The organism is Streptomyces sp. NPDC058880 (assembly GCF_042742535.1).
GTDB lineage: Bacteria > Actinomycetota > Actinomycetes > Streptomycetales > Streptomycetaceae > Streptomyces.
In genome coordinates this window covers 1-24,632 of sequence record NZ_JBHYMC010000001.1, presented here as the reverse complement: position 1 = coordinate 24,632, position 24,632 = coordinate 1, and the positions used below count along the sequence as shown (strand labels likewise).

Annotated in this window: 20 protein-coding genes; 12 read left to right on the top strand and 8 right to left on the bottom strand. The window is 73.4% G+C overall.

All coding sequences use genetic code 11. The features are described from left to right. Positions 1-1,830 (top strand): amino acid adenylation domain-containing protein, encoded by a 1,830-nt coding sequence (locus ACFW2G_RS00100; RefSeq protein ID WP_384448850.1) that lies wholly within the window; start codon positions 1-3, stop codon positions 1,828-1,830. Beyond that, the gene (locus tag ACFW2G_RS00095; RefSeq protein WP_384585148.1) at positions 1,820-4,930 is read left to right on the top strand and encodes a condensation domain-containing protein; all 3,111 of its coding nucleotides are present in this window, start codon (positions 1,820-1,822) and stop codon (positions 4,928-4,930) included. The genes ACFW2G_RS00100 and ACFW2G_RS00095 overlap by 11 nt, the downstream gene beginning before the upstream one ends. 88 nt (positions 4,931-5,018) lie before the next feature. On the opposite strand, the gene ACFW2G_RS00090 is transcribed toward ACFW2G_RS00095, so the two are convergent. Next, the gene (locus tag ACFW2G_RS00090) at positions 5,019-5,261 is read right to left on the bottom strand and encodes a DUF6332 family protein (RefSeq protein ID WP_384448856.1); all 243 of its coding nucleotides are present in this window, start codon (positions 5,259-5,261) and stop codon (positions 5,019-5,021) included. Between the two features lie 185 nt (positions 5,262-5,446). Between ACFW2G_RS00090 and ACFW2G_RS00085 the strand changes: the two genes are divergently transcribed. Continuing rightward, the gene (locus ACFW2G_RS00085) at positions 5,447-6,688 is read left to right on the top strand and encodes an NAD(P)/FAD-dependent oxidoreductase (protein ID WP_384448859.1); all 1,242 of its coding nucleotides are present in this window, start codon (positions 5,447-5,449) and stop codon (positions 6,686-6,688) included. Positions 6,689-6,702: 14 nt separating this feature from the next. Here the strand turns inward: ACFW2G_RS00085 and ACFW2G_RS00080 are convergent, their stop codons facing one another. After that, the gene (locus ACFW2G_RS00080) at positions 6,703-8,220 is read right to left on the bottom strand and encodes a serine/threonine-protein kinase (protein ID WP_384680798.1); all 1,518 of its coding nucleotides are present in this window, start codon (positions 8,218-8,220) and stop codon (positions 6,703-6,705) included. A gap of 356 nt (positions 8,221-8,576) precedes the next feature. Here ACFW2G_RS00080 and ACFW2G_RS00075 point away from each other — a divergent pair, with 356 nt between their 5' ends. Next, entirely contained in the window at positions 8,577-9,755 is a 1,179-nt protein-coding gene (locus ACFW2G_RS00075; RefSeq protein WP_384585276.1) for a 4-hydroxybenzoate 3-monooxygenase, read from the top strand. A 117-nt stretch (positions 9,756-9,872) separates the two neighbouring features. Beyond that, positions 9,873-11,624 carry a methyltransferase gene (locus ACFW2G_RS00070; RefSeq protein ID WP_384448868.1) on the top strand — a complete coding sequence of 584 codons (1,752 nt, stop codon included), beginning with the start codon at positions 9,873-9,875 and terminating at the stop codon, positions 11,622-11,624. A 111-nt stretch (positions 11,625-11,735) separates the two neighbouring features. Here ACFW2G_RS00070 and ACFW2G_RS00065 read toward each other — a convergent pair whose 3' ends face one another. Further along, positions 11,736-12,143, bottom strand: a complete 408-nt coding sequence (locus ACFW2G_RS00065) for a RidA family protein (RefSeq protein ID WP_037922319.1) — start codon at positions 12,141-12,143, stop codon at positions 11,736-11,738. Positions 12,144-12,241: 98 nt separating this feature from the next. On the opposite strand from ACFW2G_RS00065, the gene ACFW2G_RS00060 reads away from it, so the two are divergent. From ACFW2G_RS00060 to ACFW2G_RS00050, 3 genes are all read left to right on the top strand, one after another. Then, entirely contained in the window at positions 12,242-12,637 is a 396-nt protein-coding gene (locus tag ACFW2G_RS00060) for a helix-turn-helix domain-containing protein (protein WP_037922321.1), read from the top strand. Between the two features lie 67 nt (positions 12,638-12,704). Beyond that, a complete protein-coding gene (locus ACFW2G_RS00055; RefSeq protein WP_384448874.1) occupies positions 12,705-12,905 on the top strand; it encodes a three-helix bundle dimerization domain-containing protein in 201 nt (66 codons plus the stop codon). 38 nt (positions 12,906-12,943) lie between these two features. Then, complete coding sequence (locus tag ACFW2G_RS00050; protein WP_384585279.1) at positions 12,944-13,333, top strand: hypothetical protein; 390 nt, start codon at positions 12,944-12,946, stop codon at positions 13,331-13,333. Between the two features lie 77 nt (positions 13,334-13,410). On the opposite strand, the gene ACFW2G_RS00045 is transcribed toward ACFW2G_RS00050, so the two are convergent. The 3 genes from ACFW2G_RS00045 to ACFW2G_RS00035 all read right to left on the bottom strand — a co-directional run bounded on the left by ACFW2G_RS00045 (position 13,411) and on the right by ACFW2G_RS00035 (position 17,360). Then, positions 13,411-14,661: a cytochrome P450 gene (locus tag ACFW2G_RS00045; protein WP_384585282.1), complete on the bottom strand. Its 1,251-nt coding sequence runs from the start codon at positions 14,659-14,661 to the stop codon at positions 13,411-13,413. A 307-nt stretch (positions 14,662-14,968) separates the two neighbouring features. Beyond that, positions 14,969-15,400, bottom strand: coding sequence for a subtilase-type protease inhibitor (locus ACFW2G_RS00040; RefSeq protein WP_384448884.1), 432 nt, complete (start codon positions 15,398-15,400; stop codon positions 14,969-14,971). Between the two features lie 418 nt (positions 15,401-15,818). Next, the gene (locus ACFW2G_RS00035; protein ID WP_384585285.1) at positions 15,819-17,360 is read right to left on the bottom strand and encodes a fused MFS/spermidine synthase; all 1,542 of its coding nucleotides are present in this window, start codon (positions 17,358-17,360) and stop codon (positions 15,819-15,821) included. A gap of 318 nt (positions 17,361-17,678) precedes the next feature. On the opposite strand from ACFW2G_RS00035, the gene ACFW2G_RS00030 reads away from it, so the two are divergent. Continuing rightward, complete coding sequence (locus ACFW2G_RS00030) at positions 17,679-18,431, top strand: SOS response-associated peptidase (RefSeq protein ID WP_384448891.1); 753 nt, start codon at positions 17,679-17,681, stop codon at positions 18,429-18,431. A 31-nt stretch (positions 18,432-18,462) separates the two neighbouring features. Here the strand turns inward: ACFW2G_RS00030 and ACFW2G_RS00025 are convergent, their stop codons facing one another. Further along, a complete protein-coding gene (locus tag ACFW2G_RS00025) occupies positions 18,463-19,401 on the bottom strand; it encodes a glycoside hydrolase family 16 protein (protein ID WP_052030682.1) in 939 nt (312 codons plus the stop codon). 436 nt (positions 19,402-19,837) lie between these two features. Here ACFW2G_RS00025 and ACFW2G_RS00020 point away from each other — a divergent pair, with 436 nt between their 5' ends. The 3 genes from ACFW2G_RS00020 to ACFW2G_RS00010 all read left to right on the top strand — a co-directional run bounded on the left by ACFW2G_RS00020 (position 19,838) and on the right by ACFW2G_RS00010 (position 23,834). After that, entirely contained in the window at positions 19,838-20,308 is a 471-nt protein-coding gene (locus tag ACFW2G_RS00020) for a hypothetical protein (protein ID WP_384448894.1), read from the top strand. A gap of 173 nt (positions 20,309-20,481) precedes the next feature. Next, positions 20,482-22,569, top strand: a complete 2,088-nt coding sequence (locus tag ACFW2G_RS00015; protein WP_384449003.1) for a bifunctional polysaccharide deacetylase/glycosyltransferase family 2 protein — start codon at positions 20,482-20,484, stop codon at positions 22,567-22,569. Between the two features lie 2 nt (positions 22,570-22,571). Beyond that, a complete protein-coding gene (locus tag ACFW2G_RS00010) occupies positions 22,572-23,834 on the top strand; it encodes an acyltransferase (protein WP_236647652.1) in 1,263 nt (420 codons plus the stop codon). A gap of 110 nt (positions 23,835-23,944) precedes the next feature. On the opposite strand, the gene ACFW2G_RS00005 is transcribed toward ACFW2G_RS00010, so the two are convergent. Further along, entirely contained in the window at positions 23,945-24,571 is a 627-nt protein-coding gene (locus ACFW2G_RS00005; protein WP_384585288.1) for a hypothetical protein, read from the bottom strand. Positions 24,572-24,632 lie beyond the last annotated feature (61 nt).

The window sequence follows — 24,632 nt, the reverse complement described above, 5'->3', positions numbered from 1 at the left end:
ATGACGAAGCCCGCCATGACCCCGACCGCCGCGCAGTCCGCGACCACGCTGCCGGCCCTGGTCGCGCGGCACGCCGAGCTCACCCCCGACGCACTCGCCGTCGTGGACGGCGACACCACCCTCACCTACGGCCGCCTCCTCCAGGCCGGGCACGCCCTGGCCGCACGCCTGCGCGGACACGGAGTGACCCGCGGCGACCGAGTGGCTCTGCTGACGACGCGTTCGTACCGCACGGTCGTCGCCCAGCTCGGCCTCTGGCTCGCCGGAGCCGCGTGCGTACCCCTCGACCCGGCGCAGCCCCGGCCGCGCACGGAGGCGGTGATCGCCGACGCGGAGGTGACGCTCACCGTCGGCGACGCGAAGCTGCTGGACGCGGCCCCCTTCCCCGGCCCTGTCCTCGCCCTGCCCGAGGAGCCGCTGACGGGCAGCCGGGCGGCCGACGGCTGCGACCCGGACGGCGCGGCGTTCATCATGTTCACCTCCGGCTCGACCGGCCGCCCCAAGGGCGTCCTCGTGCCCCACCGGGCCATCGCCGAGCTGGTCACCGAGCCCGACTACGTCACCCTCACCGGCCGCGACCGCGTCCTGTTCCACTCGCCCATGACCTTCGACGCCTCGACGTTCGAAGTCTGGGTCGCGCTCGCCAACGGCGCCGCGGTCGTCGTCTGCACCGAGCAGAGGCCCTCCCTGGAGGACCTCGCCCGGCAGGTCGAACGCCACGGCGTGACGGTGGCCTTCTTCACCACGGCCCTCTTCCACCAACTCGCCGCGCGCCGCTCCCGCGTCTTCACCCAGCTCCGGTCGGTCGTCGTGGGCGGCGAGGCAATGGCCGCCGCACAGGCCCGCGACGTGCTCACCGCCTTCCCCTGGCTGGAGCTCGTCAACGGCTACGGGCCGACCGAGACGACCACCTTCGCGACCGCCCACCGGGTCACCGCGCAGGACTGCGACGCGCAGATACCGATCGGCAGGCCCGTCCACGGGGCCACGGCCCACGTCCTGGACCCCGCCGGACACCCGGTGGCCGACGGGGAGCGGGGCGAACTGTGGATCGGCGGGAGCAGGCTCGCGCACGGCTACACCGGCCTGCCCGAACTCACCGCCGAACGCTTCGTCGAGCACCCCGACGGCGGCGGCCGGCTCTACCGCACGGGAGACATCGCCTCCCGACGCCCCGACGGTGTCCTGCAGTTCCACGGCCGCAACGACGACCAGGTGAAGGTCCGCGGCTTCCGCATCGAACCCGCCGAGATCGAACACGCCCTGCGCGAGCAGCCGGACGTCGACGACGCCGCCGTCACCGTCGACGGCGGCGGCACCCCCGAGGCGCGCCTCGTCGCCTTCGTCGTCGCCGCGCCCGGCCCGGTGCCCGCCGGAGCCGCCCTGCGGGAGCGCCTCACCACCGTCCTGCCGGCCCACCTGGTGCCCGACGCCGTCGCCGTGCTGGAGCGGCTTCCCCTCACCCCAGCGGGCAAGATCGACCGGCGCGCCCTCATCGGGCGCGCCCCCTGCACCGCCGACAGCGCTGCCGGCGGAGAGCCGGCGGCCCGGATGACACCGCTGGAACAGGCCGTCGCCGAGGTGTGGGGGCAGGCACTGGGGATCGAGGTCACCCGCGCCGAGGACGAGTTCCTCCTGCTCGGCGGACACTCCCTGCTCGCCCTCGCCGTCACCGAGGACCTGCGCGAGGAACTCGGCGTGGAGATCCCCCTCGCCGACTTCTTCGCCGCACCGACCGTCGCCGCACAGGCCGCGCTGGTCGAACGCGCCCTCCTGGCCACCCACCGCGACCTCCACCCCGACACCCCGGAGCACAGCGATGCCCACTGACGCCGACCCCGCGGCCCGCGACCGGCAGCAACTCCAGCGGGAACTGCTGCGCCGGGCCCGCGCCGGAACGGCCCGGCGCACGACGGCCGACGCCGGAACCGTCGGGGGCACCGCCCCCGACAGGGTTGCCGGCGCCCCGGCCGCGGGCCGGCCCGGCCGGGCCCCGCAGGCCGAGGGCGCACCCCTGTCCCGTGCCCAGCGCCGCATGTGGCTGATGGAGCGGCTGGGCGGCGCGGGCGACTCCTACCACGTACCGTTCGCCACCCGCGTGCGCGGCCCGTTCGACGCCGCCGCGTTCGCGACCGCGCTCACCTCGCTGGTGGCCCGACACACCATCCTGCGCACCCGCTACACGGAGCACGGGGGCGAGCCCCGGCAGGAGGTGCTCCCGACACCGCACACGGTCCCCGTCCGCGTGGTCGACACCGACCCGGCGCAGGCTGCGGTGCTGCTGCGGCGCGAGGCGGCCCGGCCGTTCGACCTCGCGGCGGGCGACGCCGTACGGGCGCTGGTGCTGCGCCACGGCCCGCAGGACCACACCCTGCTGCTGACGTTCCACCACATCGCCATGGACGGCGCCTCGCTGGAGACCGTCGCCGCCGAACTCGCCGTCCTCTACGCGGCGGCCACCGACGGCACCGACACCCACACGCTCACGGCGGCGCCCCAGTACGCCGACCACGCGCGCCGCGAACACGACGGCCTGCCCGGCCTGGAGGCGGACCTGAAGCGCTGGGGCGACCTGTTGGCGGACGCCGCCCCACCGAGCCTTCCCGGGCCGACGCCGGACGCGGCCGGGCGCCCCGCAGCAGCGCGCAGCCTGCCCCTCGCGCCCGCCGTGCCCGAGTCCCTGCGGGCGCTGGGCGCGCAGCGGCGGGCCACGCTCTTCGCGGTGTCCCTCACCGCGGCCTTCGCCGCGCTGCACCGGCTCACCGGCGACGACGACCTCGTCATCGGCGTGGCGGGCACCCACCGCAGCGGAACCGCCATGCGCGGCCTGGTCGGACTGTGCGTCAACACCCTGCCCGTGCGGGTGGAGGTCTCCGGCGACCTGTCCTTCGCCCAGCTGCTGCGACGCGTGAACGACGCGCTCCTCGAAGCCCAGCGCCACCGGCACATCCCCTTCGACCTGGTCCTGGAACGCCTCGGCGCCGGGGCGCGCGGCGCCGACGGGACCGCGCTGGTGCGCGTCACCTCCGACGTCCTCGGGGAGCCGACCGTGCTCCAGCTGCCGGGTACGTCCGCCGAGTACGTCGACATCCCCTCCGACGGCGCGAAGTTCACCCTGTCGTACGGCCTCGCCCTGGGCAGCGCCGACCGGCCCGAGGCGCTCGTCCAGTACGACGCGAACACCCTGGACGAGGGCACGGCGCAGGCGGCCGTACAGGACTACGCGGACCTGCTGCACGCGGTGGCCGCGGACCCGGAGCGGCCCCTCGGCTCGCTGCCCCCCGCCCGCCACGGCCGCGCCCCCGGAGCCGGGGTCGTGGACGCGGACGCGGACGGGCGGAACGCCGGTTCCGCCGCACCGCGGAAGCCGGCGACCGCCGGCCCGGACCACGGCACGCCACGGCCCGCCGGCGGGGAGGAAGATCCGGACCCGGGTGCCGGCGCCACTGCCCGGGACGGCTCGGCGCCGCAGGGCGACCCCCATCCGGCGGCGCAGGCCCTGCGCGCCCACCCGAAGGTCGCCGATGCCGCGGTGGTCCGGCTCCCCCACGGGCTGTCCGTGGCCTATGCCGTCCTCCACGACAGCACCGGCCCGTCCGGTCACGAACTCCTGGGTCTGCTGCGCCGGTCGCTCGCCCCCGAGACGGTACCCGCGGCGGTCACGCTGCTCGACGCGCTGCCGCGGACGGCCGGCGGCGCGCTCGATCCCGCACGGTTGCCCGGGGCGCCGGTGCCGAGCCTCCCGCCCGGCCCCCGGGCCGAAGCGGTCCTGGAGACCTTCACCGGCGTGCTCGGCGTCCGGCCGTCGCCGGACGACGACTTCTTCGGGCTCGGCGGCCACTCCCTCAAGGCGGTGCAGCTCGCCGAACGGCTGCGCACGGACCTCGGGCTGCCGCTCACGGGCCTCGACGTGCTCCAGGCCCGTACGCCCCGGGCACTGACCGCGCTCCTCGACGAACGGGCCGCGCAGCAGAATGCGGCGAAGGCTGCGAGCCGGCCGGCCCCGCGCTCCCGGGACGCCCGCTCCGGGACGGTGCTGGTCACCGGCGCGACGGGCGGGGTGGGTGCCTTCGTGGTACGTGAACTGGTGGCCCAGGGGCGTCCGGTGCTGGCATTGGCCCGGCCCGAGTCCGCCCACCTGATCGCCACCGAGGGCGTCGACGTCGTCGAGGGCGACCTCACCGACCTGGCCGGACTGCGCGACGCCGTCGCACAGGCGGACGCCGTCGTCCACGCTGCCTGCACCTTCACCCGGCACGACGTGGACCTGGCGGCGATGGAGGCGATGGTCGGCGCCTGGCGGCGCGGACCGTTCGTCTTCGTCAGCAGCGTCGACGCCTACGGGCACCCCGGCACGGACCGGGTCGCCGAGGAGGCACCGCCCCACGAGCCGGTCAGCCCGTACGGGAAGGCCAAGCTCGACTGCGAGGCCATGGTGCTGCGTGCCGCGGGCAGCGCGGGACGCGGGGGAGCGAGCGCGGTGCGGTCGCCGATCGTCTGGGGCGCGCACGACCGGCTGCGCGAGCAGCTGCGCTGGGGCGCCATCGGCTCCCTGTACCAGGCGGCCCGTCAGGGTCTGCCGATCGAACTCCCGCGTCCCGGAACCGGCGGACACGACTGGTACGGCGCCGCCTGGGTGCATGCGGCCGCCCTGGCCCGCGCGGTGGCCGAATGCCTGGACCGCCCCGTGCACGGGATCGCCAACGCGTGCAGCGGCCACGTCTCCTGGCGTGACCTCGCCCAGGATCTCGCGGAACTTTCGGGCACCCGGCCGGCCTTCGACGAGATCGGATCCGTCCCCCGCGATCTGGACCACCGCTGGCACTACGACAGCGCTCGCCTGGCCCGACCCCTGCGCCCCCGGGCCGGCGAGGACCGCCGGACGGTCCTCGCCGAGATGACCGCCCCCATGGCCGTGGGCGGCGCCTGACACACCTGCTGCCGCGCCCGGAGCCCGTACGCGGCTCCGGGCGCGGCGCCCGGCAGCGCGGCCCCGGCAGCCTGCGGACGGCACGGTCCTAGCGATTGCGTCCGTGCTGCCAGAGGACGTGGACGACCCGAAGCACCCCGAGGACTCCGCCCATCGACGCGCCGGCCAGTACGAGGAAGTCCTCGAACCCGCCCGGCAGGTCCCACACGGCGACCGGCCCGGCGATCGCCGCAAACACGACGGCGCCGAGGAAGCAGGCGCTCAGCAGCGCGTATCCGATCTCGACCGTCATCGCGTCCCGTTCGGCCTGGCCCCGTCGTCTCGTCGTCATGCTCGAAGGATCGCATGCGGTGGCCGGCGGGCGCCGCGGCAGGGGCGCACGAGGGGGCCGCGGGGGGCCGGACGGGCGGCGGCCGAGCCCCCGGGCGGTGTCGCATCCGTGTCCGGGCGATGAGCGGAACACAGTGAACGGGCGGCGCGGGCCGTATCGGAGCGACATGTGAGAGAGGTGGTCGTATGTCTTCAGCCCTGGAGGCGACGGACGCACTGGTCGTCGGGGCCGGAGTCGCCGGGCTGGCGTGCGCCCGGGATCTGGCCGCGGCCGGCGTGAGCGTACGGGTCGTGGAGGCGGGCGACGCGGTCGGCGGCCGGATGCGTTCCGACCGGATCGGTGGCTTCGTCGTCGACCGCGGGTTCCAGGTGTTCAACACCGCTTACCCCCAGGTGCGGCGCAGGTTCGACCTGAAGCGACTCCGGCTGCGGCCCTTCACACCGGGCTTCCTCGTCCACACCCCGGCCGGTCGGCTCCGCTTCAGCGATCCGACCCGCCGGCCGCGCGCGCTGCCCGGACTGCGCGCGGTCCGCACGGCCGGACCGCGCGACCTGACCGCCCTCGGCCTGCTGTCCGCCCGCGACATGCTGCTGCCCCCCGGCCGGATCAAACGGCGTCCGGACACCGCCACCCGCACCGCACTGGCCGACGCGGGGCTCTCCGAGGAATTCGTCGAGAGGTTCCTGCGCCCCTTCCTGGCAGGGGTCTTCCTGGAGGACGAACTGGAGACCTCCGCCCGGGTGTTCCACCTGGTGTGGCGGAGCATGCTGCGCGGGACCGTGTGCCTGCCGGCCGAGGGCATCGGGGCGGTCCCGCGGGCCCTCGCGACCGGCCTGCCGGAGGGCACCGTACGGCTGGAGACCCCGGCGGCCGGGCTGACGGAGGACGGCGTCCTGACCGCCGAGGGCGCGGAGGTCCCCGCCCGCGCCGTCGTGGTCGCCACCGGCCCGGGGACGGTTCCGGCACTGCTGCCCCAGGTCGCCCTGCCCGACTACCGGATCGTGACGACGTACTACCACGTCGCCGAGCGGTCGCCCCTCGGCGAACCCACGCTGCTCGTGGACACCCGCCGCCGCTTCCTGAACACCTGCGTCCTCAGCGAGGTCGTGCCCTCCTACGCCCCGCGGGGCCGCAGTCTCGTCGCCACTTCGGTCCTCGGCAGGGACGGCCAGGGCCGCGAGCGCGAGCTCCGGGCGGCGCTCGCGGAGGCGTACGGCACGGACACCGACGGCTGGGACCTCCTCACCGTCCGCACCGTCGAGGACGCGCTGCCCGCCATGGCACCGCCCCAGGCGCTGACCCGCACCACGCGGGTGGCGCCGGGCCGGTACGTGTGCGGCGACCACCGGGCCACCGGCTCCGTCCAGGGCGCGATGGCCTCCGGCGCGCGGGCCGCCCGCGAGGTCCTGCGCGACCTGCGGCGCTGAGGCGGACGGGGGATTCAGCCGGTGCAGGTGATCGAGAACGGCACCGGGCGGGAGAGGACCCGGGCGGGGCTCTGGAGTTCCACCGCCATCCCCGTGGTCAGGGTGCCCGTCTTCGCGTAGGCCGCCAGGCGTACGGTGTCGCGTCCGGTCGGGTTGGCCTCGCCGCCGACGGACATGGTGCGCCACTGGGGGTCCACCACCGAGCCGTCGCCGGACACCCAGCGGTAGGAGATCAGCGTGGGCTCGGACGCGCTGAACGTCGCGGTGAACGCCGGGGCCCGGCCCTCGGGAGTCGGGCAACTGCCGCTGTAGGTCGTGTTCGTGCCCGTCACCGACATCCGTACGCCGGCACCCGCCGCGGCGGCGGTGCCGGCGCCGCCACCGTCGCCGCGGGTGAGCGCGTGGGCCAGACCGCCGGCGACCAGCAGGCAGGCGGCCGCGCCGGCGGCGAAGGCCGCCGTCCGGCGTCGGCGCGGCGGGCCGGAATCCGCACGGGGCCCGGCGGGCGGCTCGGGCGCGTCCTGCCGCCCGGCGGACACCTCCTCCGGTGCGCGGGAGACGGCGGTGGCCGTCGCCGAGGCCGTCCCTTCGACGGTCTGCGCGGGGGCCGGGACGACGCGGGAGGAGGCCGTGACGGCATCCGTCCCCTGCGCGATGTCCCGCAGGGCTGCGGCGACTTCGGCGGCGGGGGTTCGCTCCGACGGCTCCTTGCGGAGCAGTCCGGCGATGACCGGGGTGAGCGGGCCGGCCCGCGTCGGCGACGGCGGCTCCTGTTCCACCACGGCCCGCAGGGTGCCCAGCACGGTGTCCTGCCGGAACGGGGAGATCCCCTCCACGGTCGCGTACAGCATCACACCGAGGGACCACAGGTCGGACTCCGGGCCCGACGGACGGCCCAGTGCCCGTTCCGGCGGCAGGTATTCGGGGGATCCGACGACCTCGCCGGCCATGGTCAGGGCGGTGCTGCCCTCGACCGTCGCGATGCCGAAGTCGCCGAGTACCACCCGCCCGTCCTCGGAGAGCAGCACGTTCGCCGGCTTGACGTCCCGGTGCTCGACCCCGACGGCGTGCGCGGCGCGCAGCGCGCCCAACACCTCCGCGCCGATGCGTGCGGCGTGCCGCGGGGCGAGCGGTCCCCCGGCACACAGCAGATCCGCCACCGACGGCCCGCGGATCAGTTCCATCACGATCCACGGCCGGTCGTCCTCCATGACCACGTCGTGAACCGTCACCACGTTGCGGCCGCCTATCCGGGCGGCCGCCCACGCCTCCCGCTCCAACCGGCCGTACATCCGTGCGATGTCACCGGCCGGCAGGCCGGCCGGAACCCGCACCTCCTTGACGGCGACCTCCCGGTGCAGGGTCTCGTCGCGGGCCCGCCAGACGGTGCCCATGCCGCCTGCGCCGAGCCGGGACAGCAGCCGGTAGCGGTTCGCGATCAGCACGTCACCGCCCGCCGCGCTCGCTGTCGGGGCGGCAGTGGCGGCCGTGAGTGCGGGCCCCGCCGGGGTCTCGGATTCCTCGTTGTGCATGGGGTGGTTCTCCCTCGTATCGCCGGCCGACGCGAACATCACGTACGGGCGCGGCGCCGGGTTCAGCGGAGCTCGGAATCCGTCGGGTGCCGGGCCGGGGCGATAGGCCGAACGGCCGGGCACACGGTGGGGCGTGCGCGAGAGCGCGCGTGCTTCCGTACGCCCGGCGCGTACCACCGGAAGGGCGTGGAATCCGGCCTGGGGGCCCGGATTTGCCGGGGAGCGACAGCCGTACCGATAGTCACTTTATTCCCGCCTTCGGATGGCTTGGGTAGGTCGGTGGATCTACGCGTGCTTATGCTTCACCCGTTATGACGGAACGTAACGACCCTCACACATCCTGTAGATCGGCCGACGTGGTGGTCCTCGGAGCGGGCCCCGCCGGGCTCGTACTCGGAGTCCTGCTGCACGCCGCCGGGATCGACTGCCTCATCCTTGAACGCGCCTCCCGCGCCCGGGTGCAGACGCGGGCCCGCGCCGGGTTCCTCGCCCCGAACACCGTGCGGATCCTGGACCGCTACGGCCTCGCCGGCGGCCTGCACCGCGACGGCCGCCGCCACGGCGCATGCGAGTTCCGCACGCAGGACGGCCGGTTCCGCCTCGACTACGGAACTCTCGGCCAAGGCGGTCGGCACCACGTCTACCCGCAGCAGAACCTGGTCACGGACCTGCTGACCCACTACCTCGACATCGGTGGACGCATCCGCTTCCACACCGACGCGCTCGCCGTGCACGACGCCGACAGCGCCCGGCCGTCCGTCACGACCCGCGAGCCCGACGGCCGTTCCATCCGGTGGAACGCCCGGTACGTCGCCGGCTGCGACGGCCGGCACGGGGCCGCCCGCCGCTCACTGCGGCCGGGCACCGCCCGCTACCACCACCACGACCACGGCGTGACCTGGCTCGGCCTGCTCGCCGAGACGCCGCCGAGCCTCGACGCCGTCGGATACGCGGTCCACGGCCGGGGCTTCGCCGGACACATGGCCCGCACCGCGGACGTCACCCGCTACTACCTCCAGTGGCAGCGCGGCGCGCCCGCCGACGCCTGGCCCGAGCAGCGCCTCTGGGACGAGCTCGACCTCCGCATGCGCGCGGCGGACCACGGCCCGCTGCAACGGGGCCGACTCCTGGAACGCGGGGTCTTCGACCTGACCTGCGACGTCGTCGAACCGCTGCGGCACGGTTCGCTGCTGCTGGCGGGCGACGCGGCGAGCCTGCTCGCCCCGGCCGCCGCGAAGGGCGCCAACCTCGCCGTCCTGGAGGCCGAGATCTTGGCGGAAGCCCTCGCGGACGCCCTCCTGCGGGGGGACACCGCGGGACTCGACGCGTACTCGGACCGGTGCCTGGCGCACATCTGGCGGGCGCAGGAGTTCACCGGATGGATGACCCGCCTCCTGCACGCGCCACCCGAAGGGAGCCCGGGCGCCGGTGCCGGACCGCACTTCCAGGCGGGTCTCCAGCGCTCCCGGCTCAACTCGCTGCGCACGTCCCGCATCCACCAGGACTGGTTCGCCGAGAACTACGTCGGCGTGTGACCCGCCGCGGCGCACCTCCCCGGTCTCCCCTTCCGCGCCGCCTCCCGTGACGCTCAGCCCTCCGCCTGCTTCGCCCTGCCCTGCTCAGCCCCGTACCGGCCCGAGGACACCCCCACGATGACGACGACCCTGCCCGACAAAACGTTGCTTCCGGACGACGTCGCAGACCTGCGCGCGGCCGCCCGGTTCGTCCGCGAGCACGACAGCGCCGACCTGCTCCCGCTCCTCCTGCCCGGACTCGACGGGCCGGACCTCCGCGCGCTGGCCGGGCGCTGTCGGTTCGCCCACGCGGGGCTGCTGGTCTTTCCGCCTGACGTGGAAGGCCTGCGCGCCCAACTCGCCGCCTGCGAACTAGACATCGACACCCCGTCCCACCCGAGCGTGGTGGTCCGTGAACGGCTCGCCCGCCGCCACGGGCGCGACCCGGCGGAGCTCGACGTCCGGATCCTGCGCCCCCCGGTGTACGGCTCCGCCGGGCAACGGCGCGCGGTCGAGGTGTTCGCCCTGACCGTGCCTCCGCATTCCGGCCTGGAAGGGATCGCCGCCCACGAACGCGCGCGCCGGCACGAGGCGCACCTCGCCTTCGAGATCGATCACCCGGAACCAGTGGCGCTGCGGGGCCTGTGCGCGATCCTCGTCCGCCACGGCGCGAGGCCCGACGGCGGCGGCTACAACCCGCACGAGGACGGTACGGTCCTCTACTTCACCCTCCCCACCGAGGCGTCCTGCGCCTACGGGCGGCTGGAACTCTACGCCCGCGGTGACCACCGGGACACGCTCGCCCATCTGGACCGCCCGGACCGCTTCGGCCGTGCCCGCCCCGATGCCCGACCGCCTGCCGAAACGCTCCTCCACCTGCTCACCGGCGCGTGGACGACCCAGGCACTGGCCGCCTTCGCCCGTCTGGGCCTGCCCGACGCCCTGCAGACCCGTACCGCGTCCCGCCCCGAGGACCTCGCCCGGCGGATGGGCGCGCAGCCCCGAAGCCTCGCCGTGCTGCTGCGCCACCTGGCCATGATCGGCGCCGTCGCCGAGGAGCGGGAGGGATTCCGCCTCACGGAACTCGGCGCTCTGCTGCGGGCGGACGCGCCCGGCTCGATGCGGCCACTGGCCCTGATGTACGGCGGCCCGTTCTACCGCTCCTTCGGCGGCCTCGACCACGCGGTGCGCACCGGACAGCCGGCCTTCGACCAGATCTTCGGGGAGAACCACTTCGACCACTTCGCCCGCGACCCCGAACTCGCTTCGCTCTTCGATCAGTCCATGGCGGCGAGCGCACGGATGTTCCAGCCGCTCCCCACCCACCCGGTCATCACAGCCGCCGCCCAGTCCCCCGAGCCCGCGACCGTCGTCGACGTCGCAGGCGGCAACGGAGAGCTCCTCGGCCGGATCCTCTCCGCTCACCCGCGCCTGCGCGGCGTCCTGCTGGAACGGCGGCACGCCGTCGAGGCCGCCCGCCGCCGGCTCGACGCCGGAGGCTGCGGAGCGCGCTGCGACTACCAGGTGGGCGACTTCGCCGACGTGCCGCCCGGCGGCGACGTCTACGTCCTCTCCCGCGTGCTGCACGACTGGGACGACGACCGCTGCAGGGCCATCCTGCGGTACTGCGCCCGTGCGATGCCCACCCACGCCGACCTGCTCGTGGTGGAGCGCCTCCTGCCCGCCGACGGCTCGCCCTCCCTGGCTACCGCCTGGGACCTGCACATGCTGTGCAACGTCGGGGGGCGAGAACGCCGCGCCGACCACTACGCCCGCCTCCTGGCCGATGCCGGCCTCGAACTCGTCGGCCACAGCTCCCTGCCGCTGGACGCCCATGTGCTGCACGCCCGCAGGGCGGCCGTACCGGATCCCGTCACCCGGCGGGGCTGAGGCTGCGGCGCCGCGCGTACATCCGTCCCGTCTCCGCCTCGGTCCGCCGGCCCGGGACACGTCGGATCCACCTGGTGACTGACGCACCCCGGGGCCGCCGACCGGGCCCGGTCAGTCCAGGACGGCGGTGGCTTCGACCTCCACGAGGTGCTCGGGCACGTCCAGGGCCGCCACGCCCAGGAGCGTGGCCGGCGGGACCGGGGTGACCCCCAGCTTCGCGGCCGCCCGGGCGATCCCCTGCATCAGCCGGGGCATCTTGTCGGGGGTCCAGTCGACGACGTGGACCGTCAGCTTCGCCACGTCCGCGAAGGAACCGCCGACCGCGGCCAGGGCGATGCCGACGTTGAGGTAGCACTGCTCGACCTGTGCGGCGAGGTCGCCCGCGCCGACCGTTGCCCCGTCTTCGTCCCAGGACACCTGCCCTGCGACGAAGACGAGCTTCGACCCGGTCGCGACCGACACCTGCCGGTAGGCGCCGATCTCCGGCAGTCCGGTGGGGTTCATCAGGGTGATGGCCATGCCGTCCCTCTCTTTTGGCTCTCTTGTGGTTACTCAGGAACCGTAGGAGAGTGAACGCTGACGTGGAAGAACGCACTTTTCAGTGACGGGGGAACCTCATGGTGACCAAGCAGTTCAGCGGCTCGCCGGACGAAGCGGACCTGCGGCGCGCGGACTCCCTGGCGCGGGAGATCTTCTCGGACGTCGCCAACAAGTGGGCGCTCCTGATCATCGAGGCCCTGGGGGAGCGGACCCTGCGCTTCAGCGAACTGCGCGACGACGTCGAGGGCATCAGCCACAAGATGCTCACCCAGAACCTGCGCATGCTGGAGCGCAACGGTCTGATCGAGCGGACGGTGTACCCGGTGGTGCCGCCACGGGTGGAGTACGTGCTCACCGAACCGGGTCAGGCCCTGCGGGTGACGATCGACTCCCTGTGCGCGTGGACCCACCGCTACCTCGGCCATATCGAGGCGGCCCGCCACCGCACGGACGGGGCACAGGACGGCCGGTGATCGACTTCCCGGCCGGAGGACGCTCCGCGAAGATGAGGTGAGGGGATCCATCGGGAGGCTGAGGCGTGTGACCGCGGATTCAGAGGACGCACTCACCATCCGCGCCGTCGCCGAGCGGCTGATGAAGGCGCACCCGCAGGTCGACGCAGGCCTGGTGCAGAGCTCGGTACAGACCGCGTACGAGGAGCTCAAGTACGCGCGGGTGCGCACCTACCTGCCGGTACTGATGGAGCGCAGGGCGCGGGACCTGCTTCCTTCCGATGATTAGCGGCCACGGACGGCCGTGCGAGTGACAGGACGAACCCCATGACCATCGAAAGCGTGCAGATCACAGCGGCCACGGGGCACGGGTCGGCGGGCGCCCGGTCGCGGTGCCGGAGTGGCAGCTCCGGCCTCTCCCTCTGGTCCAGGGATTCGGTCCTGTCGATCGGGTCCGTCGGCTCGGTCCTGTCGATCGGATCGGTCGGCTCGGTGCTGTCCGTCGGCTCCGTGGGCTCCGCCCTCTCCGCGGCGTCCGCCGGATCCTCCCTCTCGCTGCTCTCGGCCGGGTCCTGGCTCAGCCTGGGCTCGGTACTGTCCGCGCGGTCCCGCTGGTCGGTGCTCGCCTGGCGCTCGCGCGGCGGTTTCCTGACCGCGGGGGCGGTCACCGCTGCCGCCCTGTACGCGCTGCACCGCCACGGCTGCGGAGACGCGTGAGGTACGACGGGCGGGCGGGCGGGCGGGACGGGGCTCGGGCACTGCCTGCGCCCGCCGGGGCACCCGGACGGGTGATGTCAGGGGGTGCGGATACCGTCGCAGGCGATGGGCAGGTGTCGGGGGCCGCGCAGCACCGCGTTGCGGCGGTATGGGGGCGGGTCCTCCAGCAGCCGGGGGTTGTCCAGGCGCCGGGCCAGCTCGCTCAGCGCCAGCTGGGCCTCCAGTCGGGCCAGCGGGGCGCCGAAGCAGCTGTGGATGCCGCTGCCGAGACCCAAGTGCTGGATGTCCTCGCGGTCGGGGTCGAAGCGGTCGGGGTTCTCGAATCGCTTCGGGTCGCGGTTGCCGGACGCCAGGACGAGGGAAACCGTGGCGCCTTTGGGAATGGTGACCCCCGCGACCTCGATGTCGGCGAGCGTACTGCGCCGCGGCAACATGTGCACGGGCGGTTCGTACCGCAGCAGCTCCTCCACGATCGGGACGGACAGGGCGGGGTCCTCGCGCAGCCGCTGCAGCACGTCCGGGTGACGCAGCAGGGTCAGCATCCCGTTCGTGATCAGGTTGACCGTGGTCTCGTGACCGGCGATCAGCAGCAGCGCCGCGGTACTGACGATCTCCAGCGTGCTCAGGGAACCGTCCGGTTCCTCGTCGATGGCCGCCAGCTGGGACAGCATGTCCTCGCCCGGGTGTGTGCGGCGCTCCTCGATCAGCCCGCCCAGGTACATGCCGAGTTCCAGCTGGGCGGCGGACGCCTCACTGCGGCGTTCGGCGGGGTCCGCGCCGGGTGCGGGGTCGAGGCTGGCGGCGATGGTGTCGGCCCAGACGTGGAAGCGCGACTCGTCCTCGTGCGGTATGCCGAGCAGCCGGCAGATCACCGTCACGGGGAACGGGTAGGAGAAGTCTTCGACCAGGTCGATCCGGTCTGGGTTCCCGGAGGCGGCGATGCCGTCGATGAGGCCGCCGACGATGCCGTCGAGCTCACCGCGCATGTCGTGGACCTTGTGCGGGGAGTGCGGGGGCCCGAAGGGACGGTTGGTGATGCGCCGCAGCCGGTCGTGGTCCGGGGGGTCGAGCTTGAGGAAGACCGGAGGCAGGGCCGCCTCGTCCCCTTCGTCCTGCGTCAGCGGATCGCTCGACGGCATGGTCAGGTTGTGGGGGTCGGAACTGATGCGTGGGTCGTGCAGCAGGCCGTGTATCTCGTGGTAGGTGCTCACGAGGTACGGCCCGTCCTCGTCGTGGAACACCGGTGTCTTGCGTAGTTCCTCGTACAGCGGGTAAGGGTCGGCGCGGTTGGAGTAGTCGACGATCTGCCGGAGCATGGCTCTGCCCATGGGATGTCCTCGTGCGGCTCGCGGGGTCGGGGCGTGGAACTGAGCGCGGGCTGGTGGCGCGCCCGGCGCGGCCTGGCGGAGTGGGCGGCTCCGGCCCTGAGTCGGCTTTCGCCGTCCGGTCCGCCCGCGTCCTGCTCGTCGGTCGACTCCGGGCCCGGTCCTACCCAGCATGCACAAAGGCCCCCGGTATCGCCTGCCGGGCGGGGGAGCCGCAGGTCATGCCCTCGTTCGGGCGGAGGGCGGCGCGGCCCCGGGCCCCGGGAGCGCGGCGGGGCAGCGCCGGGCGAACAGGGGCCGGGGCACGGGCTCAGAAGGCGTACACCGGGTTTCCGTTCAGGGTGGTGGACATGATGCACGTGTTGGAGAAGGTGTGCTCCCAGGCCACGCGCCTGCCGTGCAGCACACCGTCCGCGGTGACCGTGACCGGGTCGAAGTACAGGGGGCAGGCCCGCGAGGTGTTCGGATCCGCCAGCAGGCGGTTGAGCTCGCCACCGGTGGCGTTGAGGGCGTCGCACGCGGCCCTCGGGTCGGGGTGGGTGCCCTCGGCGGCGTAGGCGCAGCTGAGGGTGGCCGCGCGCACGGCCCCGTCCGTGTCCGCGGGCGTTCCAGAGGCATGGGCGATGGTGAAGACCATCGCGGACGGGCCGTGCCCGCCCGCGGGTTGGGCCTCGGCGAGCCCCGTGGTGCCTGCAACGCAGAGAAGGCTGAGTGCGGATGTGGCGATGATGCGGCGGCGCATGACAGATTTCCCCTTCGAATCCAGGTCGATGACGGTTCGGCACCTCTGGTCCGGTGCTCAACCGGGGACGAGCCTGGCAGGTTCGAAGGAGGGCCGCCAACGGGCGGTCGTTTTACGGACAGTTCGTTCGGATACCGGTGCCCTCTGCGGTGTTCGCGCAGCTGGCGGGGCACTTCCCGGGCCCGCCGCGCGGCTCAGGGGACGATGTGCGCCGCGCGCCCCGCAGCGCCCGGCCTGGTGGCGGCGGTGGGCGGTTCGCCGGATTGCCCCGCAGGGTGACGGGATGGATGCGCTCGGGCCGCGCCGGACGCCCCGGCGTCGCCGTGCCGGCGCGGCGTCCGGTGCTGCTCCGCGAGCGCCACGACCCGGGGGCGTGGTCCTCGCCCGTCACCGGCCTCGGGGCGTGGGCCGCTGCCCGTCACCGGCCGCTCGGTGGGCCGTAGGGCTGGAGGAGCTGGTCGACGGGCGCGTAGTCGTCGGTGAGTGGTCGGGCGCCCCCGGTCCAGGAGGCGAGTTCGGCACCGCTGACGATCTTCCAGCCGCTCTGCCGGGCGTCCAGCGCCTTCTGGGCCGCGCCGAGGTCGACCGGTCGGTCGGACGCGAGGACGACCAGGTTGCCCCCTTTGGGGGCGGCGGTCGGGTCGAGGCCGATGTCCGAGGGCTCGCCGACGAGCGCGACGTGTGCGAAGGTCTCGCCGAGGGTGGCCACTTCGGCTCGGGCGAAGGCCAGAGCGCCGTGGTCGATGAGGTTGGCGACGTAGAGGCCGTCCTCGCCGAGCACCCGCCGTACGTCGGCCATCGCTTCCAGCGTCGTGAGGTGCCACGGCACGCTCACGCCCCCGAAGGCGTCACCGACGACGAGGTCGCGACTGCCGGTGTCCAGTCGCCGCAGACCGATCCGGCCGTCCTCCACGCGTACGCCGATGTCCCGTCCCGGCCCCTTCCCGAGCCCGAGCCGGTCGCGGTCGATGCGCACGACCCCGCCGTCGATCTCGGACACGAGGCTGCGCGTCCCGGGCCGCGTGGCCGCGAGGTAGCGGGGGAAGGTGAGTCCTCCGCCGCCCAGGTGGTGGGCGGTCAGCGGCTCACCCGCGGGAAAGGCGGCATCGACCACCGACGCGATGGCGCGCACGTACGCGAACCGGAGGTGGGTCGGGTCGTCGACGTCCACGTAGGAGTGTCGTACGCCGTCCAACACGAGGGTGCGGCCGCTGCCCCGCTCGGGATCCGCGACGACCCGCGCACAGTGGTACCTGGTCTCCATGTCGCAGCCGCCGGGTGCGACGGCGGTGCCGAGGCCGCCTGCGAGGAGCGCGAGGATGAGGGCAGGGGCTCCGGTCCACCCGCGCGATCGCCCCTCCACCAGCGCCGAAGCGGTCACCAGGAGTGTTCCGAGTCCGATCAGGATGGCGCTGACGGGCAGCCGCGCGATGAGGACGAAGCCGGTCAGGACCGTGCCGGCGATGGAGCCGGCGGTGCCCACGCCGGAGAGCCGGCCGACGACCGTTCCCGTCTCGGCGAGGCTGGTCAGGTGCAGCTTGGTCACGATCGGCGTGACCGCGGAGAGCAGCGCGCCCGGCACGAGGATGGTCAGGGACGCGATCAGCAGGAGCAGCGCCGGTGCCCACTCCGCGGTGGTGCGCAGCACCGCCGGGGTGAGCGCCACGGCGGCTCCCGACACTCCGAGCGAGGGGCCGATGAGCCGGCGCGGATCGACCTGGTCGGCGATGCGCCCGCCCAGCCAGGAGCCGGCGGCGATCGCGGTGAGGGCGATGCCGATCACCAGCGTGCTGGTTTCGAGGGTGAGGCCGAGGTAGGGAGCCAGCAGGCGCAGCGCGACGATCTCCACCACCAGGACCGACGCCGAGGCTCCGAACACCAGCGCGGCCGCTGTACGGGGACCCGGTCCGCAGGCGCGGGGCGTGCCCTCGGCGATGGGGGAGGAGGACGATCCGGTCACGGCCGACATCCTTGCACGCACCGCAGGGACCGTATGGAGAAAGCGCGCGCTCCGGCCTTCCCGTGGGGTGGCCGGCCGCACCGGCGGTGCCCGGGGCGAAGCGCCGCCACCCCTGCCGCCGTTCTGCCGGTTCCTGCGCTCCGACCACCCGGAACGTCCCGCAGAGCCCTCGGACGGGATGCGCCCGAGGCAGCCGCCGCGCCATCCTCGCCGGGCCCCGGGGGTGCGTCGCCGCGAGCCCGGCCAACTGCCACGATCGAGTGGTGCGGGTTCGCGGCGCGCCCGGCCGAAGCCGTGCGCAGGTGGCAGGGTGGAGACATGTGCGGCCGATACGTCTCCACCCGGGGCCCCGAGGACCTCTCCGGTCTCTTCCGGGCGAGGCCCCCGGACCCCGGGCAGGAGCTGGAACCCAGCTGGAACGTCGCCCCCACCGACGCCGTCTGGGCGGTGCTGGAGCGCGCGGACCGGGAGACCGGTGTGCTGGAGCGCAGGCTGCGGCCCCTGCGGTGGGGGTTGGTGCCGTCGTGGTCCAAGACCCCGTCCGGCGGCGCGAAGATGATCAACGCTCGGGTCGAGACGGTGCACGAGAGGCCCGCGTACCGGCGCGCCTTCGCCAAGCGCCGCTGCCTGCTCCCGGCGGACGGGTTCTACGAGTGGCGGGCCGTCCCCGCGGCGGCCGGCGTGAAGGCCCACAAGCAGCCGTACTTCATCCGGCCCGAGGACGGCGCCGTGATGGCGATGGCCGGGCTCTACGAGTTCTGGCGCGATCCCGGCGTCGCCGACGAGGACGATCCGGCGGCATGGTGGGCGACCTGCACGATCATCACCACCGAGGCGACCGACGGGGCCGGCCGCGTCCACCCCCGTATGCCGCTCTCGCTCGCCCCGGCCGACTACGAGGCCTGGCTCGACCCGTCCCACCAGGACGCGCAGGAACTGCATGCCCTGCTCGCCGCGCCCGGGGGCGGCCGACTGGACGTCCGGGCGGTGTCGACGGCGGTCAACAACGTGCGCAACAACGGGCCCGAGCTCCTCGACGACCCCGCGGACCCGGCGCCCGCGGCGTGGTGAGAAGGGCCCTGCGCCCGCCCTCGGACGGAGGTCAGGCCTTCGGCACGGTGTTCACGTAGTCGGTGCCCGCACTGTAGAAGCCGTCCACCGTCTTCTGGACGTCGGCCTGGGACACCGCCTCGTCGGCCTTGTAGTAGACCCAGTTGACCTTCAGGTCCCACGTGCGGGGACCGCCGGCGAAGGGCAGGTCGATGAACCAGTTGCTGAAGTGGATGTCCATCTTCTCGCGCGGGACGTACTTGCCGGAGCTGGTGAACAGCTCCTTGCCGTCCAGGGAGTAGGTGACCGATCCGTTGACCGCGGTGATCATGAGGATGTGCCAGCCCCCGACGCGCTGCTTGAGCGTGTGGCTGACCCGGTCCGGCGGATCGGCCTTGTACCAGCTGACGTTGTCGAGGCGGGGCCCCGTCGTACCCCAGCCGCCGTTCGGCAGGTACTCGAAGTCCAGTTCGCTGTAGTGCTCCGAGGAGTCCGAGGGGGAGATCGGGAAGAAGGTCTGGACGATGTGGTCGCCGTTGCGGCCGCTCGTGGGCTCGTCGCTGAAGTGGACCCGGGCGGCGAAAGTCCCCGTGAAGAGGTTCTTGCCGGTGCCCTGTATCTCGACCTGCCGGGTGCCCTGCGCGGTGCCGTCGGTGGAGGACTGCAGCCGCAGGACCCTGCCGCCCTGGGCGGTCTCGTCGGAGGGGAAACCGGCGCCGTCCTTGGCCCAGGTGCCCTTGATCCCCGGACCGCCGCCGCCGGTGCGGACCTCCCAGCCGTGGGCGGCGAGCGCCGGGTCGTCGGGGCCGCTGTAGTGGAAGCTGTCGAACAGGGTTCCCGGCGGGCCGGACGGGGTGGGCGAGGCGCTGGGGGCGGGCGCGGAGGCATCGTCGGCGGGGCCGCCGGAGCACGCGGCGAGTACGCACAGCAGGGCAGGCAGCGTGAGCGCGGTCCACACGCGGGAACGGCGGGTGCGGCGGGGCTGGCTCACACAGGGCTCCTTGGAAGGGTAGAGGCGGCACACGGCCCCGCCCCCTGCGGGGGATCGGCTGGTGATCCGGTGCGGGCGTCATCCTAGGCACGCGGTGACGGCCGCAGTGACCGCCGGGTCGGCTCCGGAACGGCTGGCGGAGCCCTGGCGCTCCCCGTTCCGGGGGAGCGACTCGGGCTGACCAGGCACTGGCCAAGGCTCGGGCGCGGGCTGGCCGAACCTACTAACCGGTATTACATATTCCGTTTCGATCTGATCACGACCCCCGGGTAGATCGTTTCAATCCGGACATTCAGCTCAAGTCGCCCTGGTTTGGTGCACTAGCGTTCGGCCTGCGATCCCCACGGTCTACGTACCCTGCACTGAAAGGCCTCGCAAGGTGCGCCCAGTCATCACGCCCGTCCACAACGGATCGCCACGCCAGGCAGAATCCGAAATGTCCGATTCTGCTTCCGGGGAACCCTCCCCCGCACCGGTGTTCGTCGACCAGTCCGGTCTGCGCGGCCGTCTGCTGCGGGGCTTCGGCTGGCCGGTCTCCGTGATCGGCGCCATTCTGGCGGTCGCGATGAGCAGCAGCCTGATCGGCATGCAGGCGGACGCCCCGGCGATGGGCATACCCGTGCGGCCGTCGCTGTCTCCGTCTCCGGTGCCGGCCCCGTCGTCCAGCACGACCGCGTCCCCCGGGGCGGCCGTGCCGTCCTCACCCCGCGCGGTCACGCGGTCCGCGACTCCCAGGGCGAAGACCTCCGCCGTCGCGACGGAGCCCGCGGCGACGCCCTCGAAGTCCGCGGCCGCCCCCTCGAAGTCCGCGGCCGCCCCGACGAAGCCGGCGGTCCCCGCGACGAAGCCCGCGGTTCCCACGCCGGGCGTGGCGAAGTCCTCGGGCCATCCGGCCGAGCAGCCCTGATCACGCTCACCCCCGACCACGCTCACCCCCGACCACGCTCACCCCCGACCACGCTCACCTCCGAGCGCCCTCACCCCTGATCACTCTCACCACTGTCTCCAGGAGCGTCATTGTCCCGCCACCAGCGCCGCCGGCAGTCCCTGCTCAGGCCGCGCCGACTGGCCGCGCCGCCACTGCGCTTCTTCATGCCGCTGTCCCTCCTGGCGTGCCTGCTGGCCCTCCTGGTCCTGCGCGGCCTCGCCACGAACGAGGCGTTCCACGACTCCCGTATCGCCATCTCCGTCGACAAGACGACCGTGCCGGAGAACCTGCTCAAGGGCGGTCCGGTCATCGACGCGCGCGGTGCCAAGAACGAGCAGCCCGTCAGCTACCGCATCCCTGACCGCACCGCGGTGCTGAGCTTCGACGACGGTCCCTCCCCGGAGTGGACGCCGAAGATCCTGGAGGTGCTCGCGGCCCGCGACATCCGTGCGGACTTCTTCGTGACCGGGGCGATGACCACCCGCAACCCGGAGCTGATCCGGCAGATCGTCGCGGGCGGCCACGAACTCGGCGTGCACACCTTCACCCACCCCGACCTGGTGTACCAGTCCCGCGCCCGGATCAGCTGGGAGCTGGCGCAGACGCAGCTGGCGCTGGCCGGCGTCGCGGGCGTCCACAGCGCGCTGTTCCGCCCGCCGTACTCCTCCGACGCCACCGCGATGGACGACTGGAACTATCCGGTGATCAAGTACGTGGGTGCGCGCGGCTACCTCACCGCGTTCATCGACCGCGACACCGACGACTGGAAGCGCCCCGGCGTGGACGCGATCGTCAAGGCGGCCATGCCGGCCAAGCCCGGTGCGGGCGCACTGATCCTGTTGCACGACGCGGGTGGCGACCGCAGCCAGACCCTCACCGCGCTCGTGCAGATCATCGACAGGCTGCAGGCCCAGGGCTACCGCTTCACCACCATCTCCGAGGCGCTCGGCGCCTCCAGCGCGACCGTGCCGGTGGACGGATTCCAGCTGTGGGCGGGCAAGGGATTCATCTGGGCCACCCAGGCCGCCGTGCTCACCCTGCCGGTGCTCGTCGGGCTGCTGGCCGTCGTCGGCTTCCTCAACTTCGGGCGGTTCGCGCTGATGCTCGTCCTCGCGCCGATCCACGCCCGCCGCTCCCGACGCGGGGACGCGTGGGGACCGCCCGTCACCGAACCGGTCACCGTGCTGGTGCCCGCCTACAACGAGCGCGAGTGCATAGCCAACACCCTCCAGTCCCTGGCCGCCAGTGACCACCCGATCGAGGTGATCGTCGTCGACGACGGTTCCACGGACGGCACGGCGGACATCGTGGAGGAGATGGACCTGCCGTTCGTCCGGCTGATCCGCCAGGTCAACGGCGGCAAGTCCAGCGCGCTCAACACCGGTATCGCGGCGGCCTCGCACGACATCATCGTGATGATGGACGGCGACACCGTCTTCGAGCCGTCCACCGTGCGCGAGCTGGTCCAGCCCTTCGGGGACCCGGCGATCGGCGCCGTCGCGGGCAACGCCAAGGTCGGCAACCGCGAGAGCCTCATCGGCGCCTGGCAGCACATCGAGTACGTCCTCGGCCACAACCTGGACCGCCGGATGTACGACATGCTGGGCGTCATCCCGACCATTCCGGGCGCGGTCGGAGCCTTCCGCAAGGAGGCCCTGCGGCAGGTCGGCGGAATGAGCGACGACACCCTCGCCGAGGACACCGACATCACCATGGCAGTGCTCTGCGAAGGCTGGCGGATCGTCTACGCCGAGAACGCCCGTGCCTGGACCGAGGCGCCCGCAAGCCTCCAGCAGCTCTGGTCCCAGCGGTACCGCTGGAGCTACGGCAGCATGCAGGCGATGTGGAAGCACCGCCGCGCCGTGACCGCACGCGGTCCGGCCGGCCGCTTCGGTCGCGTCGGGTTGCCGCTCGTCGTGCTGTTCGGCGTGATCGCCCCGCTGCTGGCGCCACTGGTCGACCTGTTCCTGCTGTACGGCGTGCTGTTCGGCGACGCCCCGATCACCCTCACCAGCTGGGGCGGCTTCATTCTGCTCCAGGCGGTGCTGTCCTGGTACGCCTTCCGCCTCGACCGCGAGAAGCCCTGGCACCTGATCAGCCTGCCCATCCAGCAGCTGGTCTACCGGCAGCTGATGTACATCGTCCTGTTGCAGTCCGCGATCACCGCGATGACCGGTGGCCGACTGCGCTGGCAGAAGCTCCGGCGTACCGGCGAGGTCGCCGTGCCGGTGGAGGCCTGAACGTGACCGCATCCATCGACCTCGGACGTTTCCGGGACACCGTCCAGCTGAGGGTTCCCCCCGCTCTGCGCACCGAGGCGGAGCCGGAGCCGGACCCGCAGGCGTCGGAGCCGTCCGGGCGCACGGGCGGCCGTGACCGCTACTTCGACCTGCTTCGCGCGCTGGCACTGGCCCGCGTGGTGCTCTACCACAACTTCGGCTGGTTCTGGCTGCCGCTGGTCTTCCCGTCGATGGGCGTGATGTTCGCCCTGGCCGGACTGCTGATGGCCCGTTCGCTCAGCCGTCCCGCGCTCGGCGTGATCCGCGGCCGACTGCGCCGGCTGCTGCCGCCGATGTGGCTCTTCGGCGCGGTCCTGATCACCCTGCAGGTCTACGCCGGCTGGGGCCCGCACTCCGAGGGCCACCCCACCTGGTGGTGGTCCAAGATGGCGTTCTGGATCCTGCCGCTGAGCACCCCGCCGTACGCGGACGAGCTGTCCGGGTTCTCCTTCGTGGAGCACACCTGGGCGGCGCAGATCACCGTCCCGCTGTGGTACCTCCGGGCCTACCTCTGGTACGTCCTGCTCTCGCCGCTGCTGCTGCGGGGTCTGCGACGTTTCCCGGTGGCGACGCTGTCCGCGCCCCTGGCGATGGTGATCGTCATGAACGTGTTCCTCCTCGACCGGGACCTCGTCTACGGCCGGGTCTGGGAGAACGCCAACGACTTCGCCACCTTCGGCGCCTGCTGGATCCTCGGCATGGCCCACCAGGAGGGGCTGCTCAGGAAGATCCCGCAGTACGTGCTTCCGTCGGTGGCACCGCTGATCATGGTGGCCGGCTTCTGGTACCTGCAGACCCGGCCGGTCGACCCGACCGTGGCCACCGACATCGAGGCTTGGCCGATCGCCCAGGCGCTGTGGTCCTTCGGCTTCGTCGCGATCCTCCTCCACGTCAGTCCGTCCTGGGACCGATGGCCCCGGCCGCTGGAACGCTGGAACGGCCTGGTCGGCCTGCTCAACGCACGCGCCGTCAGCGTCTACCTCTGGCACCAGGTGGCCCTGGTGGCCGCCGTGCCGCTGATCGACCCGCTCTGGAGCGTCCCCTTCGTCTACGCGAACTTCCAGTGGCTGCTGGCCAGCCAGTGGTTCACGCTGCTGGTGGCCATCCCGCTGATGGGACTGCTGGTGCTGGCGTTCGGCTGGGTCGAGGACGTGGCCGCCAGACGCCGGCCGCGGCTCCTGCCGTACGACCGCCGCCAGCGGGGCAAGCGCCGGGCGGCCGACTGACGCGGGCGGACCTGCGTCCGGGGCCGGCCCCGCCCCGACCCCACGGCTCCGGACCCCGCTCGGCGCGGCCGGAGGGGGCGCCGCCCCCGGCCCGGCCGGCGGACGAGCGGCTACGACGTCCGGCAGGCGCCCCGCATCCGGCGCCTCCGCAGCAGCAGGCCCACGCCGGCTCCGGCCAGCGCGGTCACCGCCACACCCGCCGTGGTCCACCAGACGGCGTCCCCGCGGGCGCCGGACGAGGCCTGGGTCCCGGAGGGAGCCGGCGACGACGCGTCCGCGGAGGCCGATGCGGCGGCGTCGGGAGTCGGGGCCGAGACGGCCGGAGTCGCTCCGGTGGACGGAGCGGTGGACGGAGCGGGGTCCACCACGGGCACACCGACTTCGAGCTCACCCTTGCCGAGAGCGGGGAAGCCCACCTCGATCGTGACCTTCCACGAACCGGGCGGCAGGGTCTCGGCCGTGGTCCAGCCGGCGGGCGCCGCCGCGGGGTCGCGGACCAGGCGCCAGGGGCCCATCGTGCGGGAACCGTCGACGCTCACCGCGTTCACGGTGGCGGCGACGGTCTCGTCGACGGCGTCCCCGTCGTTCTCCCACGTGATGTCGGCGGTGACGTGGCCGGCGCGCTCCCCGGTCACCAGCACCTTCAGGGTGTCGCCGTGGGCATGTGCGGCAGCGGGGATCAGGAACATGAGACCGAGTGCGGTCAGGGTGGCCGAGAGAACGATTCTTATGCGCATCGTCAGGTGCTCCGGTCGGGATGAGAGGAACCCGGCGGACGGGCGCCCCGGGGGGGGCGGC